Annotated in this window: 16 protein-coding genes; 6 read left to right on the plus strand and 10 right to left on the minus strand. The window is 63.5% G+C overall.

Annotated elements, in window-relative coordinates; all coding sequences use genetic code 11:
* The first annotated feature begins 103 nt into the window (after positions 1 to 103).
* Positions 104 to 2,440: a response regulator gene (locus MAXJ12_RS05190; protein WP_008834727.1), complete on the plus strand. Its 2,337-nt coding sequence runs from the start codon at positions 104 to 106 to the stop codon at positions 2,438 to 2,440.
* A gap of 21 nt (positions 2,441 to 2,461) precedes the next feature.
* On the opposite strand, the gene MAXJ12_RS05195 is transcribed toward MAXJ12_RS05190, so the two are convergent.
* The 9 genes from MAXJ12_RS05195 to MAXJ12_RS05235 form a co-directional block, all read right to left on the minus strand.
* Positions 2,462 to 3,217 (minus strand): class I SAM-dependent methyltransferase, encoded by a 756-nt coding sequence (locus MAXJ12_RS05195; RefSeq protein ID WP_008834728.1) that lies wholly within the window; start codon positions 3,215 to 3,217, stop codon positions 2,462 to 2,464.
* 67 nt (positions 3,218 to 3,284) lie between these two features.
* Positions 3,285 to 4,148: a lytic transglycosylase domain-containing protein gene (locus tag MAXJ12_RS05200; RefSeq protein ID WP_008834729.1), complete on the minus strand. Its 864-nt coding sequence runs from the start codon at positions 4,146 to 4,148 to the stop codon at positions 3,285 to 3,287.
* A 3-nt stretch (positions 4,149 to 4,151) separates the two neighbouring features.
* On the minus strand, positions 4,152 to 5,405 hold the full coding sequence (ispG, locus tag MAXJ12_RS05205; RefSeq protein WP_008834730.1) for a flavodoxin-dependent (E)-4-hydroxy-3-methylbut-2-enyl-diphosphate synthase: 1,254 nt from the start codon (positions 5,403 to 5,405) through the stop codon (positions 4,152 to 4,154).
* An 83-nt stretch (positions 5,406 to 5,488) separates the two neighbouring features.
* Positions 5,489 to 6,424 (minus strand): bifunctional helix-turn-helix transcriptional regulator/GNAT family N-acetyltransferase, encoded by a 936-nt coding sequence (locus MAXJ12_RS05210; protein WP_008834731.1) that lies wholly within the window; start codon positions 6,422 to 6,424, stop codon positions 5,489 to 5,491.
* 66 nt (positions 6,425 to 6,490) lie between these two features.
* A complete protein-coding gene (locus MAXJ12_RS05215; RefSeq protein WP_008834732.1) occupies positions 6,491 to 7,531 on the minus strand; it encodes a zinc-dependent alcohol dehydrogenase family protein in 1,041 nt (346 codons plus the stop codon).
* Positions 7,532 to 7,631: 100 nt separating this feature from the next.
* Positions 7,632 to 8,180: a dihydrofolate reductase family protein gene (locus tag MAXJ12_RS05220; RefSeq protein WP_008834733.1), complete on the minus strand. Its 549-nt coding sequence runs from the start codon at positions 8,178 to 8,180 to the stop codon at positions 7,632 to 7,634.
* A 41-nt stretch (positions 8,181 to 8,221) separates the two neighbouring features.
* Positions 8,222 to 8,374, minus strand: a complete 153-nt coding sequence (locus tag MAXJ12_RS37495) for a dihydrofolate reductase family protein (protein WP_008834734.1) — start codon at positions 8,372 to 8,374, stop codon at positions 8,222 to 8,224.
* Positions 8,375 to 8,409: 35 nt separating this feature from the next.
* Entirely contained in the window at positions 8,410 to 9,336 is a 927-nt protein-coding gene (locus MAXJ12_RS05230; protein ID WP_008834735.1) for an SRPBCC family protein, read from the minus strand.
* Positions 9,333 to 9,674: an ArsR/SmtB family transcription factor gene (locus MAXJ12_RS05235; protein WP_040584948.1), complete on the minus strand. Its 342-nt coding sequence runs from the start codon at positions 9,672 to 9,674 to the stop codon at positions 9,333 to 9,335. The genes MAXJ12_RS05230 and MAXJ12_RS05235 overlap by 4 nt, the downstream gene beginning before the upstream one ends.
* Before the next feature lie 178 nt (positions 9,675 to 9,852).
* Here MAXJ12_RS05235 and MAXJ12_RS38680 point away from each other — a divergent pair, with 178 nt between their 5' ends.
* From MAXJ12_RS38680 to MAXJ12_RS05245, 3 genes are all read left to right on the plus strand, one after another.
* Positions 9,853 to 10,008 carry an iron chelate uptake ABC transporter family permease subunit gene (locus MAXJ12_RS38680; protein WP_341872521.1) on the plus strand — a complete coding sequence of 52 codons (156 nt, stop codon included), beginning with the start codon at positions 9,853 to 9,855 and terminating at the stop codon, positions 10,006 to 10,008.
* A gap of 72 nt (positions 10,009 to 10,080) precedes the next feature.
* Positions 10,081 to 10,863 (plus strand): 3-hydroxybutyrate dehydrogenase, encoded by a 783-nt coding sequence (locus MAXJ12_RS05240; protein ID WP_008834737.1) that lies wholly within the window; start codon positions 10,081 to 10,083, stop codon positions 10,861 to 10,863.
* An 88-nt stretch (positions 10,864 to 10,951) separates the two neighbouring features.
* Positions 10,952 to 12,082 carry a patatin-like phospholipase family protein gene (locus tag MAXJ12_RS05245; RefSeq protein WP_040584965.1) on the plus strand — a complete coding sequence of 377 codons (1,131 nt, stop codon included), beginning with the start codon at positions 10,952 to 10,954 and terminating at the stop codon, positions 12,080 to 12,082.
* A 9-nt stretch (positions 12,083 to 12,091) separates the two neighbouring features.
* Here the strand turns inward: MAXJ12_RS05245 and MAXJ12_RS05250 are convergent, their stop codons facing one another.
* Positions 12,092 to 12,709 (minus strand): TetR/AcrR family transcriptional regulator, encoded by a 618-nt coding sequence (locus MAXJ12_RS05250; protein WP_008834739.1) that lies wholly within the window; start codon positions 12,707 to 12,709, stop codon positions 12,092 to 12,094.
* 84 nt (positions 12,710 to 12,793) lie between these two features.
* Between MAXJ12_RS05250 and MAXJ12_RS05255 the strand changes: the two genes are divergently transcribed.
* The gene (locus MAXJ12_RS05255; RefSeq protein WP_008834740.1) at positions 12,794 to 13,255 is read left to right on the plus strand and encodes a (2Fe-2S)-binding protein; all 462 of its coding nucleotides are present in this window, start codon (positions 12,794 to 12,796) and stop codon (positions 13,253 to 13,255) included.
* A 2-nt stretch (positions 13,256 to 13,257) separates the two neighbouring features.
* A complete protein-coding gene (locus MAXJ12_RS05260) occupies positions 13,258 to 15,534 on the plus strand; it encodes a xanthine dehydrogenase family protein molybdopterin-binding subunit (RefSeq protein WP_008834741.1) in 2,277 nt (758 codons plus the stop codon).
* Positions 15,535 to 15,772 lie beyond the last annotated feature (238 nt).

The raw sequence follows: 15,772 nt of genomic DNA on the forward strand, positions 1-15,772 counted from the left end.
AGCGGGCAATATTGGCCCAGAGCCTTGCGCTTGAACGCTTCTTTAATGGTAATGAGGCGTAATCCGGATCTGTAAAATTTTGCGTATGAGTCCGGAGAGTGCGTTGCCAGACTATTCATCGTTTATCCGGTCGATCCGGATCCGGTATCTTTCCGGGCTGCTTGCCTTCGCGCTGACCTCCGGCGTGATCATGTATGCGCTGAACGGCGTCAACGCCTTCCGGCATGACATAGACGAGATCAGCGAGCAGATGGTCTCGCTCGCGCGCGATCTGCGCAACGCCACCAACTTCGCCGAGACAACCACCACGGCATGGCGCGCCGAGACGCGCGACGCGCTGAAATCGGCTGCCCACGGCCATGCCGAGCGGCTGAACGCCAGCATCGAGACGCTTACCGCGGCCGTTTCAAATGTCAGGCCGCGCTTGTCCAAGCGGGCCGCGGACGAACTCGATTCTGCCTCCGTCAATGGCGACCTGTTCTGGTCTGCCCGCGATATGATCCGCAATCTGGGCGTGGTGGCTACTGCCCAGACCCCGAGCGAAGCCGCCTATCGCGAGATCGACAACCAGAACAAGTTTTTTGCCCAGCCGTCGCTAATCCGGGCAGGGGCAGCGCTGGATGCTGAACACAAGCTGGTCGAGGCGCAGGGCAACAGGTTGCTGCTCTGGGCGAGCACCGCATTGCTGGCGGTGATCGCGGGCGTCGCCATCTGGATATTCCGTCCGATGGAAAAGGCGATTCGCCGGGCTTTCGCCCAATCCTCGGAATCGCTGTTCAAGGCCGAGGCGGCCGACCGCGCCAAATCCGAATTCCTGGCCAATATGAGCCACGAGATCCGCACGCCGATGAATGGCGTGCTCGGCATGGCCGAACTCCTGGCCAAGACCGAGCTCACGCCGCGCCAGAAGACTTTCACCGAGGTCATCGTCAAATCCGGCAATGCGCTGATCACCATCATCAACGACATTCTCGATTTCTCGAAGATCAATGCCGGCCAGTTGACGCTTGATCCCGCGCCGTTCCGGCTGGCCGAGGCGGTCGAAGATGTCGCCACGCTGATGTCGGCCCGTGTCGCCGAGAAGAACCTCGAACTTATCGTCCGCGTCGATCCGCGCCTGCCCAGCGACCTGATTGGCGATGTCGGCCGCCTCCGCCAGATCGTCACCAACATGGTCGGCAATGCGGTGAAATTCACCGAAAAAGGCCATGTGCTGATCGATGTCTCCGGCGAGGTGGTCGACGAGACGGTCCAGCTCAAGGTGCGCGTAGAGGATACCGGCATCGGCATACCGGCCGACAAGCTGCAGACGGTGTTCGAGAAATTCGCGCAGGTCGATGGTTCGTCGACCCGCCGCCATGAAGGCACCGGGCTCGGGCTCGCGATCGCCGCCCGGCTGGTCGACCTGATGGGCGGCACGATCGGCATCGAGAGCGAGGTCGGCCGCGGCTCCGTATTCTGGTTCGCAGTTCCGCTGCCGGTGCATGCCGCCGGCGCGAAGAACGAAATCGTCCCGGTCGACGTCACCGGCGCGCGTGTGCTGGTCATCGACGACAATCCGGTCAACCGCGAGATACTTCTCGAGCAGTTGAGAAGCTGGGGCTTCGATTGCGCGGCCGCCGAAAGCGGCGCTGTCGGCCTCGCCTTCCTCGACCGCGCCAGCCAACTCGGCGCGGCGGTGGACTGCGTCATCCTCGACTACCAGATGCCCGGCATGAGCGGCGCCGATGTCGCGAAGGCGATAAGCTCCGACGCCCGGCTCTCCAGCATTCCCGTAGTGCTTCTGACCTCGGTCGACCATATCGATTTCGGCCGGCTGGTCGTCGAATACGGAATCGCCGCGCATCTTACCAAGCCTGCCCGCTCGGCCATGCTTCTCGGCACGGTGATCGCAGTGATCCAGCGCGCCCGCACCAATGTCGGCAAGGCGCACTTCGTCCGCGAGCCGGTGCAGCAGTTGCAGAACGCCGTCGCGTCAGCCTTCACGACACTGCGCGGCGGGCCCGCCGCTGGTTCCGAACGCGATGCGGCTCCTGCCGGCAATGCGCCGCTCGACATTCTGGTCGCCGAGGACAATGAGGTGAACCAGATGGTATTCGGGCAGATACTTTCCGGCCTCGGCCTCTCCTATCGCATCGCCGCCAATGGTCGCACCGCCGTCGAGATGTACCGCTCGCTGCAACCGAAGCTGATCCTGATGGATGTTTCGATGCCGGAAATGAACGGCTACGAGGCCGCGCACGCCATCCGGGAGTTCGAGAAATCCACCGGCGCGCACATCCCCATCATCGGCGTCACCGCGCATGCGCTGAAGGGCGACCGCGAGAAGTGCTTGGAAGCCGGCATGGACGATTACATCCCGAAGCCCGTCTCCCCCGACCGCCTCGGCGCCAAGATCGGCTCTTGGCTCAGCGAAACCGCGCTGGCGAAAACGGCGTGAAGGTCACCGACAAACAAACGATCAGCGCAAGCGGCCGATCGGGATGATCTCCGGCGAGGTTTGGCAACAGGCTCCGCCCAGCCAGTCGCCGAGCCATTCTTCGACAATGAGGCCGGCGCCGTCCATCATCTCGGCTAGAGCTTCCCTGGTCGGGAACGATATGTCCGATTTGGCCGAGAGCCGCCGCCCGCTCGCCAAAAGCTCATAGTGAGTCTCGTAAGTCACGATACCCGTGGCTGCGTCCCGCGCCGTATCGTTCCATGCTTTGACTGCCCCAAGCCGCGGATGCTCAAGGATTCGTTCCGACTGTTGCGGATTCCAGTCCCGCCACTCCTCCATGCGGGGATTTCGGCTGTCGAAGATGAAACGTCCGCCGGGTGCGAGATGATGGGCGATGGTTTGCAGGACGGCCTTCTGGTCTGCTTCTGTCAGAAATACCTGGAAGGCATGTCCCGTCAAAAGCACCAGATCGAACTTCCGCCCAAGCCGGACATCTCGCGCATCCGCTTCGACCCAATTGACCTTTTGCCCGCCCGGTTTGTGCCGGGCGATCTCGAGCATGGCGGCTGCAGGATCGACGCCCGTGACGGATCTATCGTTCGCCAGGGCTGCCGCGAGCTGGCCGGTGCCGCATCCAAGATCAAGGACCGATTGCCTGCCTTCCGCCAGCCGAAGGCAATACGCCTGGTCCGCGCCTCCTTCATTCTCGATATCGTAGAACTGCACGAGGTCCGGGTCGCTGTAGAGACGGTCGTCGTTCGATTCGCTATAGGGCATCCAAAATCCAAATCTGGGCGCGGTGGCCTGCTCACTAGCACCATAATGGCGGGCCAGAAACGCCCATCTACCGGTTCCGCACCACGATACATGACCCGCCGGCGCCGCGCAGTTGTTGGCAGATGATGTCGGCATTGGCGCGGTTGTCGACGCCGATCCTGACCGCATAGATGCCGCGGCGGCCGATCGGCGTGCGCACACGGCTGACGACCGGCTCGTATTCGGCAAGCAGGGCTGAAAATCGCCCTTTCAGGCGCTGCCACTGCTTTATCGCGGCCGCGCGGCGGAAATTTCCCGCCACCTGGACGCCCCAGGGCTTTACATTGACGGTAGCCATGGCGACCACCGCGGACTGGATCGCCGGCAATCGGCGGCATGCGTCGCGAAAGGATGATTTCGGGTCGAGCGGCCGGATCGTTCCAGCGTATGTCACATTCGTGAAATTGTCGGCGTACTCGCCCATGATGTCGAGGACGTAGTCTTCGGTCTCGATCGGCAGGAACCCGCCCGACTTTAACCAGCGCGAAACGCGGTTCTCGCCGGCATTGTAGGCAGCCGCCGCAAGCCCGAGATTTCCGAAGCCCGATCTCAACTCACCGAGGTATCGCGCCGAGGCCGGTATTGCCTTTTCGATGTCGAAACTGTCGTCGAGGCCGCGCAGTGCAGCCGTGCCCGGCATGAATTGGGCGATGCCTTCGGCGCCCGCGGGGCTGACGGCGTTGGGGTCGAAGCGGCTCTCCTTCCAGATCAGCCGCGCGAAAAACTCCTTGGGAAGGTTGTTGCGTTCGGCATGGATTTCGATCAGGTCGCAAACCCGGTCGATCGTAACGGGCGGCGGTGCGAGCGCCGATGACGGCTCAGCCCCAGCCGGAGCTGCGGCCGCGAGGAGCACTGCAGAGACCAGGCGCAGCGTTCGCCGGGCGGCCCGCATCTTCTACTCCGCCGCAGCCTTGCCGCCGCGCCCGAAGCGCTGCTCGATATAGTCGGCGACCATCTTTTCGAATTCCTCGGCGATGTCGGGCCCGCGCAGCGTGGCGGCCTTGCGGCCGTCGATGAACACCGGTGCTGTCGGCATTTCGCCTGTGCCGGGCAGGGAGATGCCGATATCGGCGTGTTTGGACTCCCCCGGCCCGTTGACGATGCAGCCCATCACAGCGACCTTCAACTCCTCGACGCCCGGATATTTCTCGCGCCAGAGAGGCATGTTCTTGCGCAGATCCGCCTGGATGTTCTGCGCCAGTTCCTGGAATACGGTCGAGGTGGTGCGGCCGCAGCCGGGGCAGGCCGCCACCGTCGGCACGAACTGGCGGAAACCCATGGTCTGCAGGAGTTCCTGCGCCACCTGCACCTCGCGGGTGCGGTCGCCGTTCGGTTCGGGCGTCAGCGAGACGCGGATCGTGTCGCCAATGCCCTGCTGCAGCAATATGCCCATGGCCGCCGAAGAGGCGACTATGCCCTTGGAGCCCATGCCGGCCTCGGTCAGGCCGAGATGCAGCGCGTGGTCGGAGCGCTTGGCGAGTTCGGTGTAGACGGCGATAAGGTCCTGCACCTGGCTGACCTTGGCCGACAGGATTATTTTTTCACGCGGCAAGCCGATTTCTTCGGCAGCGTCGGCCGACAGCAGCGCCGACTGCACGATCGCCTCGCGAGTCACCTCCTGCGCCGTCAGCGGCGAGCCCTTCTTCTGGTTCTCGTCCATCAATCGGGTCAGAAGGTCGGCGTCGAGTGAACCCCAATTGACGCCGATGCGCACCGGCTTGTTGTAGCGGATCGCCATTTCGACGATCGCGCCGAACTGCTTGTCCTTCTTTTCCTTGAAGCCGACATTGCCCGGGTTGATCCGGTACTTGGCCAGCGCCTCGGCGCATTCGGGATGATCGGCAAGCAGGCGGTGGCCGATATAGTGGAAATCGCCGACCAGCGGCACATTGATGCCGAGCCGGTCGAGCCGCTCGCGAATGCCCGGCACCGCGGCGGCGGCCTCGTCGCGATCGACGGTGATGCGCACGATCTCGGAGCCGGCGCGATGCAGCGCCGCGACCTGGCGAACCGTCTGGTCGACATCGGCTGTATCGGTGTTGGTCATCGACTGGACGACGACCGGCGCGCCGCCGCCGACGATCACGCCGCCGACATCGACGCCGACCGATTTGCGGCGGGCAAAGGGGGCGGAAAAATACCCGGTCATTTTGGCCGGCCTCTTGAGCGAAAAATTCCGCCATGAGGTGGAGGACGGCGCCCATTATGTCAATGGCGAAGTCGCTTTGAAGGTCAGAGCGCGAGGTCCCAGGTCTGGCCGACAAGGTCCTTGCCGAAGGAATGATGGCGCTCTTCCCCGGTCAATTGGAAGCCTGCCGCCTGATAAATGCGGCGCGCCGAGACGAGCACATCGTTGGTCCACAGCGTCAGGGTCTTGTAGCCTTTGGCGCGTGCGAATGCGATGCACTCGTCGACCAACCGGCGACCGATGCCGAGACCCCGGGCCGAAGGCTCGACATAGAGCAGGCGCAATTTCGCCACCTCGGCGGATTTGCGCATGAGAAAGACCGAGCCGACCACCTCGCCTTCGCGCTCCGCGATCCAGGCGTTCTCGTATTCGGGATCGAACGATTTGACGAAGCCGGCGAGAATTTCGGCCGCCAGCGCCTCGTAGCTTTCGTCCCAGCCATATTCCCGTGCGTAGAGGACACCCTGACGGTGGACGATCCAGCCGATATCGCCGACCTGAAGCGGCCGCAGGATGTAAGGCGTTGCCGGCTCCCGACTTTGGCCGAGCAGGCGCCGCAGTTTTTGCATGGCCGCGACAACGGCCTCGCGGTGTTCGGCGGAAAGCCGGCCGAGCAGTCCCGCGACTTCTTCCCGCGAGGCCTGGTCAAGAAGTTCGAAAGCCTTGCGGCCGGCCTCCGTGATCGACAGCACCGACTGCCGCGCATCCGTCGCCGACGGCGCCCTGGTCACAAAGCCGCGGCTTTCGAACTTCTTCAGCAGGCGACTGAGATAGCCGGCGTCCAGCCCCAGGTCGCGGCCGAGATCGGTTGCCGTCAGGCCGTTGCGATGGGCGAGTTCGTAGAGCACCCGGGCTTCGGTCAGCGAGAAGGCGCTTTTGTGCAGCCGCTCCTCCAGCAGACCGATCTGGCGCGTGTAGAACCGGGTAAACGCCCGCACATCCGCGATCTGCTCATTAGATGGGATCGAAACTTCGGTCATCGGAGCCTCCGCTGCTCCGATCAATATCACGCAGATAGTTGACTTAGTCAAGTAATTGAAGTCGGGTCAAAAACTCGTGACGACGCTAATGCCGAGGCCTTCGAACCTGTCCATGGCCATCAGCGCCTCCGGAGCCTCGGCGAGGTTGATCCTGCGGCCGACGAGTTTTTGCGGTGAAAGCTTGCCTGTCGCGATCATGTCCATCATCGCGCCGTAGCGGAATGCCTGCATGCCGTGGCTGCCGAGGATTTCGAGTTCGAAGGCGATGATCTTGCTCATAGGCACCTGCGCCCGGGTGTGGTCGCCCAGCATCAGCCCGACCTGAACGTGGCGGCCGCGCCGGCGCAGATTGGAGATCGAATTGAAGCAGGTCACGGGATGGCCGAGCGCGTCGATGGAGACATGCGCGCCGCCCTTTGTGATCTGCTTGATCGCGCGAACGACGTTTTCGGTGTTTGCCGCATTGACGGTGGCGACAGCGCCCATCTGCCTGGCGAAATCGAGCTTCTCGTCGGTCAGGTCGATGGCGATGACATTGGCGCCCATCGCGGTGGCGATCATGATCGCCGACAGGCCGACGCCGCCGCAGCCATGCACCGCGACCCATTCGCCGGGTTTGGTCCGGCCCTGGTCGACTATGGCTCGGAAAGAGGTGACGAAACGACAGCCGAGGGCGGCTGCAGTGGCGAAATCGAGCTCCTCCGGCAGGCGGACGAGATTGGTGTCGGCGAAGTCGAGCGCGACATATTCGGCGAACGAGCCCCAGGCGCTGAAGCCGGGCTGAAACTGACGCTCGCAAACCTGGTGGTTGCCTGAATTGCACTCGAAGCAATGGCCGCAGCCGGCCACGAACGGCACGGTGACGCGGTCGCCGATCTTCCAGTTCTTTACGTGCCCGCCGACCGCCTGGACTGTGCCGGCAAGCTCATGGCCGGGGACATGCGGCAGCGTGATATCGGGATCGTGCCCCATCCAGCCATGCCAGTCGCTGCGGCAAAGCCCGGTCGCCTCGACCTTTACCACCACGCCGTCCGGCGTCGGCGTGGGATCGGGGACGTTCTGCAGGCTTGGCGGCGTGCCGAACTGTTCGAAGACGACGGCTTTCATGTGCTTGTTCCCGACTGGCGCGTTGGACAATAGCCGGTATATCGCCTGGAGCGCCGGGGCACAAATGTCCCTGGTTGACGGGAAAGAACGGATCCGATCGTCATTGTCTGCTCTCCGGCGCGTAATGGAGGATGACAACACCTGACTTGAGCGTCCTTGTCTCCAGATGCTTCAGGGGTATCCGGTTCGGGCCGCCCTTGAAGAGCGGCGTGCCTCTCCCGAGAATGATGGGGTTGATCCCGAGGCGATACTCGTCGATCAGGCCGTGCTCCATCAGGGTCGCCGCGAGGTCGGCGCTGCCGAACACGAAGATGTCTCCGCCGTCCCCGGTCTTCAGCTTGGAGACTTCTTCCGCGACATTGCCGTTGAAGAGCTTCGTGTTGTTCCAGTCGGCGCTTTTCAGCGTGCGCGAGAAGACCACCTTCTCGATCTTGTTCATGAAGTCCGCGATCCAGCCTTGCTCGGACGGCCAATAGGCTGCCATGAGCTCGTAGGTCACGCGGCCGAAGATCAGCGTGTCGGCCTTTTCCTGGGTCTCACGAATGTAGTTCTCGAGTTCTTCTTCGAAGACGAACCAGCTGATGTCCCTGTCCGGACCTTCGAAGAAGCCGTCGACGGTCACCATGTCCCATATGATCAGTTTTCTCATAGAACCCTCCTCTTCGTGCATCCCTTTGTGAATTCTCGGTCCTATCCCGCGAAGCGGAAGCGCATGTTGGAGATCCGCCCCGATTCCGAGACCTCGGTCTTCTCCAGCCCGACCGGGTCCATGCCCTTCTGACTGAAGAGGCGGATGCCGTCGCCGATGAGGACGGGCGCGACATGGATGAGGACCTTGTCCACAAGCCCTAGATCGGGCCGACGGGAAGTCACAGCATTCAGCGGGATGCGACGAAGCGTTCCAGTTTGCCCAGAGTTTGCAGTCCCAGTTCCACGGCGCCGAAGCCCTTCGCCTCCTGGAATTCGGCAGCCGTACTGAATACCATGCCCAGCGTTACCTTCGTGGCCCCGTCCTGATCCTCGAACGAGGCCCAGGCGTCGGCATGCTTCGGCCCGTTCTCGCCCCATAGCAGCGCATAGCCGAAGCCCTCTTCGGGCCTGACCTCGCCATAGCGATGGTGATTGGGATAGACCGTGCCGTCGGGGCCGATCATGTCGAAAACCCATTCGCCGCCCGCGCGCAGGTCGATCCTTTTCGTGCGACAGGAAAAGCCTTCCGGCCCCCACCATTGCGGCAGCGTTTCAGGGTTCATCCACGCGCCCCACACGATGGACCGCGGCGCCTGGATCACCCGCTGCAGCACCATGGTCCGTTCAGCCGCGCCCGCGAGATTGTCCAGTCCCGCGCCGAAGCCTTGCCGGTAGCCTGCCTCCATGTCCTGCGCCAGCGAGGAAAGCTGCACCGTCACGACCAGCCGGCTGCGCTCGTGCGTTCCCGAGATATCCGCCGTCACCAGCGCGACCGATTGCGTCGCGCCTTCGGATGAGATCGCCTCGTAATTCACGCTGCACAGCTCCGGCTGCAACGCCAGCCAGCCGCACTCGCAGCGGATGTCCGGCTGGCCCTCTACCTTGCAAAGCGAGACCTCGCGGCCACCCACCCTGGTGTCAGCCTCCAGGAACTCCACGGTGACCGTGGGCGATGGCGCGGCCCAGATCGCCCGCGCAGCCGGAGCCGTCCAAGCCTGCCACAGCACGGCCACTGGCGCTGCCACGTCCCGTTCGAAGGTGAGCGTCGCAAAGCGGTTGCTTCCATCATCGGGCGCAGCACGGGCCGCACTGTCTGTAGCGAGGTTCTGAGTCATTCTTTGCTTTCCTTCATCAGATTCATCACAAATGCATCCAACCGGTCGAGCCGGGTTTCCCAGATGGCCCGGTGTTCATCGAGCCATGTCCGCACCGGATCCAGAGCCTCGGGTACGATGGCGCAGGTGCGTATCCGCCCGTCCTTGGACGTGGCGATCAACCCTGCCTCCTCCAGCACGGAAAGGTGCCGCATCACCGTGGGCAGCCGCAGTCCCGTGGGCCCAGCCAGATCCGTTACCCGCGCAGGTGTTTCGGCGAGCCGGGTCAGGATCGACCGACGGGTCGGATCCGCGAGCGCGTGGAAGAGCAGCGAGAGATCAGCATCATGCTTAGCCATATCGCTAACTATCGCCCGATTGGCTGGCGGTGCAAGCGAAAACTTCGTCAAGTCGCTAAGTTTTCCGCCCAACGCGCCGAGTTCTTGGAGCAGGCGGCTTCCGTTGCCGAGTCCGCCGTTGCTCGTAGGGTTGCGAGCGCATGCCCTGGAAAACGACGGCTCAAGTTGCGCAGTCGTCTTGTGTCTGTATTGCGACTTCGGCGCGGCGCTGATCCTCGGCAGCGACGTTCCCGCCAGGACGCTGCCGCCACCGCAGGAACTACCGATAGGCATCGTCACCAGCTTGATCGGCGGACTCTTCGTGGTGGCGATGCTGCTGCGCAGCGGAAGCTGATCCGCCTCCACTTCGCAATTCTGCTGCAATGCAATATGTATGCTGCGACGCAACATCATCGGAGGAAGCATCATGACCGTCAAAAGGACTGCCATCGTCACCGGCTCGACTTCGGGCATCGGCCTGGCAGTAGCCCATGCGCTTGCAGCCGAAGGCTGCAACGTCGTCGTCAACTCCTTTTCGGATACGCCGCAGGACCACGCGATCGCCGAAGAGATCGCCAAGGAGCATCCGGGTGAGGCCGTCTACATCAAGGCCGACATGTCGAATGCCTTCGAATGCCGGGCGCTGGTGGAGCGGGCGGCTGAGAAATTCGGCTCGGTGGACATCCTCGTCAACAATGCGGGCATCCAGCATGTCGCACCGGTGGAAGAATTCCCGGTCGAGAAATGGGACGCGATCATCGCGATCAACCTCACCTCGGCCTTCCACACTATCGCAGCCGCTATCCCCCTGATGAAGAAGGCCGGCGGCGGGCGCATCGTCAACATCGCTTCCGCGCACGGACTGATCGCCTCGCCGTTCAAATCGGCCTATGTTTCGGCCAAGCACGGCATAATGGGCCTGACCAAGACGGTCGCACTGGAGGTGGCGCGCGACAAGATAACCTGCAATGCGATCTGCCCCGGCTATGTGCTGACGCCGCTGGTCGAGGCGCAGATACCGGACCAGATGAAGGCTCACGGCATGGACCGCGAGACGGTGATCCGCGAGGTCATGCTGGACCGGCAGCCGACCAAGGAATTCGTGACTGTCGAGGAGATCGCCGCGGCGGTTTCGTTCCTGTGCTCGCCGGCCGCCGCCCAGATCAACGGCACGCATATCTCGGTCGACGGAGGCTGGACGGCGGAGTGAGATGGGGCATTTCCTTCTCCCCGCGACCGGGGAGAAGGACGCTTTCGCCGCCGCCGAAAACACTTTCGCAACGCTGAAGGAAATTTCCATGACCACCAACGGCCATGCCCCGGACAAAAAACCGATCAACATCGCGCTGCAGGGCGGCGGGTCGCACGGCGCGTTTTCCTGGGGCGTGCTCGACCGGCTGATCGAGGACGGGCGGCTGGAATTCGCCGCCATATCCGGCACCAGCGCCGGCGCGATGAACGCGGTGGCGCTGGCCGACGGCTGGGTGCGCGGCGGTGCGGACGGGGCGCGGCAGAAGCTTTACGATTTCTGGCGCGCCGTGGCGCAAAAGGGCCGCTTCAGCCCGGTGCAGCGGACGCCCTGGGATGTCGCGTGGGGCAACTGGTCGGTGGAGAACACGCCGGGCTACATCTGGTACGATGCGGTGTCGCGCATGCTTTCGCCCTATGTCGCCAATCCGCTCAACCTGAACCCGCTGCGCGATGCGGTCCGGGACGAGATCGACTTCGACAATGTTCGCTCCTGCAAGGAGATGAAGCTGTTCATCTCGGCGACGAATGTCGAGACCGGCCAGCTTCGCGTCTTCAACCCGGACGAGATCGACATAGACGTTATCATGGCCTCGGCCTGCCTGCCGCAGCTTTTCCAGGCTGTCGAGATCGACGGAAAACCCTATTGGGACGGCGGCTACGGAGGAAATCCGGCGATCTATCCGTTCTTCAAGGCGACCGAGACAGAGGACGTGCTGCTGGTGCAGATCAACCCGGTGATCCGCGAGGGCACGCCGAAATCCGCCAACGAAATACAGAACCGCATCGACGAGATCACCTTCAACGCCGGTCTTCTGCGGGAATTCCGCGCCATCGCCTTCATCAAGGAGTTGATCGCCGCCGGACGGTTGCCGCATGGCGAGTTCCGCGACATCCGCATGCACCGGATCGACGCGGACGAGGCGTTCAAGGATCTTTCCGCCTCTTCGAAGGTCAATGCAGAATGGGCGTTCCTGGAATATCTGCGCGATCTCGGCCGCACCGCCGCCAGCGACTGGCTCGAGGAAAACTACGATGCGGTTGGCGAAAGGCCGACGCTCGATCTTTCCGGCGACCTCGACGAGGAGTATCGTCCGATGCGCAGCAAGGGTCTCGGCAAGCGGGTGCAGGAATTCATGGCGACGCACAAGAAGCCTGCGGCGGCGCGGCGCAGGCCTTAGCGGAGATGCTTAGCCCTGGATGGCGATCTCGACGACCCTGACCAGCCCGCGGGCGGCGACACGCTGCTCATCAGGATCGGGGATGCGCATCTTCATGCCTTCAAGCCCGTCAAGCAACAGAGCCGACAGCAGCGGAGCCGACAGGCCTCGCGCCTGGAGGTCGACGCCGTTGCGCCGGGCTTCGTCCACGACCGCGGCTGTCACGAGAGCGCCGAGCCGGCTGCGCCAGGCGGCATGCAGATCGCCTGCGAGCCTGCTCTTCATGTCGAGGATCTCGGCGCCGTGCGGGGATGCCGCTATGTGCCGCATCATCGCGATCAGGCATTCCTCGATCATCATCATCATCCGCTCGGCGAAAGGCCCCTCGCGCCGCAGGATGACGCCTGCCTGCGCGACCGAACCGTCCAGGAGCTGCTCGGCGATGGCGCGGTAGATTTCCGCCTTGTTCTTGAACAGGAGATAGAGCGCCGGCCGCGACATTTCCGCGGCGCTAGCGATGTCGCCCATCGTGGTGCGCGAAAAGCCATAGGCAAGGACAAGCCTCATTGCGGCCTCGAGGATGCGGGCTCGCTTGGGTTCGGCGGGTTCGGCGTCTGTCGTCACATTCTTCACTTCGTCATTGTCCATTGACAAAATAACAGAATTTGTCAAGTTGTCAGCGATCGGCGTGTCTTACGCCCGGTATCGGACGAAAAGCCAAAGGCAACCCCCATGCGCCTCATCGTCGACGGAAAATCAATAGAGTTCGAAGCCGATCCTGAAATGCCGCTGCTGTGGGCGCTGCGCGATCTCGCCGGCAAGACCGGGCCGAAATTCGGCTGCGGCATTGCCGCCTGCGGCGCCTGCACGGTGCATATAGGCGGCGAGGCGGTTCGCTCCTGCACCTTGCCGGTCGGCCAGGTCGAAGGCGAGGTCACCACGATCGAAGGCCTTGCTGCCGGCGGCAAGCTGCACCCGGTGCAGCAGGCGTGGCTGGACGAGCAGGTCGCGCAATGCGGCTACTGCCAGGCCGGCCAGATCATGAGCGCTGCGGCGCTGCTCGAAGCCAATCCCGACCCGACAGACCAGGACATAGACGAGGCGATGAACGGCAATCTCTGCCGCTGCGGCACGTATCCACGGATTCGCGCGGCGATCAAGAAAGCGGCCGCCCTCAAGACGGCGGGGATCTGACCATGGCCAGCGTCGGAAAAATCGCACGGCGGACTTTCCTGATCGGCGCGGCGGCCGTCGCCGGCGGCGTTGCGGTCGGCTATTGGTACGTCTCCCGCCCCTATGCGAACCCGCTCGAAGGCGAGCTTGCCGAGGGCGAGGCGACCTTCAACCCCTATGTGAAGATCGCCCCCGACAACACGATCACCGTGATCGCGCCGCGCGCGGAGATGGGGCAGGGCATCGCCACGGCCCTCGCCGCGTTGGTCGCCGAGGAACTGGACGTTCCGCTTGACATGGTCAAGGTCGAGCACGGCCCTGCATCCTTCGCCTATTACAACGCCGCCCTGCTCGAAGAAGGCGGTCCGTTCCCGTTCTACGACCGAAGCCTGATGGCGGAGACCGTGCGGGGCGCACTCGGCGGCGTCTCCAAGGTGCTTGGTTTCCAGGGTACCGGCGGCTCGTCCTCGATCCGCGACGGCTTCGACAAGATGCGCCAGGCGGGCGCCGCGGCGCGTCATGTGCTGGTCGAGGCCGCCGCAAGGAAACTCGGCGTTGCCGTCTCTGAGCTAAGCACCGCTGATGGTGCGATCGAGCACAAGGCGTCCGGCCGGAGCGTCACCTATGGCCAGGTGGCGTCCGCTGCGGCCGCCATTGATCCACCCGCCACCGTGCGGCTGAAGGACAAGGCCGACTGGAAACTGCTCGGCAAGGCGCAGCCGCGCGTCGACATGCTGGCCAAGGTGACCGGCGCGCCGATCTTCGGCATCGATGTCATCTTGCCCGAGATGCTTTTCGGCACGGTAAAGATGAGCCCGCGCTTCTGGGCGAAGCCGGCCAAGGCCGACCTGTCGAAAGCGGAAAAGATGCCGGGCGTGGTGAAGATCGTGCCGCTGGAGACGACCTATGGCCACGGCTTCGGCATTATCGCCGAAAACACCTGGGCGGCGTTCCAGGCGGCGGAAGCCATCGAGGTCGAATGGGACGCGGCCGAATATCCGGCCGACGGCGCTGCGATCTCGCGGGTTCTCGCGGATGCGCTGGCGTCGGGCGAGGGCTCGGCGCTGCGCCATGACGGCGATATCGACACGGCCTTCGCCGATGCGCCGCGCGAAAGGCTTGTCGAGGCGGCCTACGAGGTTCCCTATCTCGCCCATGCCTGCATGGAACCGATGAACGCCACCGCCCAATTCAAGGACGGCGTGCTCGAAATCTGGTCGCCCAACCAGATGCCGACGATGACGCGCTATCTCTGCTCGGAAGCCGTCGGCATCGAGCGCGACAAGGTCGATGTCCACACCACGCATCTCGGCGGCGGCTTCGGCCGGCGCGGCGAGATGGATTTTTCGGTCTATGCCGCGCTGCTGGCAAAGGAAGCGGGCGGCCGGCCTGTTAAGGTCACCTGGACGCGCGAGGAAGACATCCGCCACGACACGTACCGGCCGGCTGCGGCAGGCAGGTTCCAGGCCCGGCTCGGCGACGACGGACTGCCGGAAGCGCTCGACATCCACATCGCTTCGCCCTCGGTGATCGGCAGCACGCTGCGGCGCATGTTCCCCTCGATCTCGCCGCTGGGCCCGGACCGGACCATCACCGACGGTTCGCACAACCAGCCATACGCCATTCCGAACTATCGTGTGACCGGTATTGCGGCCGACGTCGGCATTCCGGTCGGTTTCTGGCGATCGGTCGGCAATTCCTACAACGGGTTCTTCCATGAGTGTTTCATGGACGAGATCGCCACCGCCGGCAGAACCGACCCGGTGGAACTGCGAAGGAAGCTGATGGCCGGCTGGCCGGCCGCAGTGAAAGTCGTCGACAGGGTGGCGGCGATGGCCAAATGGGGTGAGCCGCTGCCCTCAGGCAGAGCGAGAGGCTTCGCCTTCACGCTCTCCTTCGGCGGCTGGGTCGCGGAGATCGTGCAGGTGGCCGACACGCCGTACGGCCTCCGCATCGAGAAGGTCTGGATCGCCGCCGATGTCGGCATCGCGCTCGATCCGGGCATCATCGAGGCGCAACTGGTTTCGGGCGCGGTTTTCGGCCTCTCCGCCGCCATGGGCCAGGAAATCACCATTGCCGACGGCATGGTCGAGCAGTCGAATTTCCATGATTTCGACGCAATGCGGATTTCCCAATGCCCGGCATTCGAGGTCGCCATACTGGAGAATGCGGAACGGATGGGCGGCGTCGGCGAAATCGGGACGCCGCCGGCGGCGCCCGCACTCGCCAATGCGGTTTTCGCCCTGACCGGCAAGCGCATCCGCACGCTTCCACTGTCGAAGGAGGTCGCCTTCGCGTGAAATCATCGAATCATGCTGACTCCTGCTGTCAATCAGGCCGGTTGCAGTATTCAGCATTCAGCGCGTCGGAAGGTCGCGCGCCGAGCCTGCAAAATGTCAGGAGAATGCTACCTGTGATAGTGCCATGAATTTTTCTGACTGTTTCGCGGCGCGACTTTGATGTAGTTATCCGCGCGCTCGCGAAGCGTCGCCTCGCGGGGCGATTGAACATGGCCCGGCGCGACACCATATCGGTGGC

Origin of the sequence: Mesorhizobium alhagi CCNWXJ12-2 (genome assembly GCF_000236565.1) — a bacterium.
Lineage (GTDB): Bacteria > Pseudomonadota > Alphaproteobacteria > Rhizobiales > Rhizobiaceae > Allomesorhizobium > Allomesorhizobium alhagi.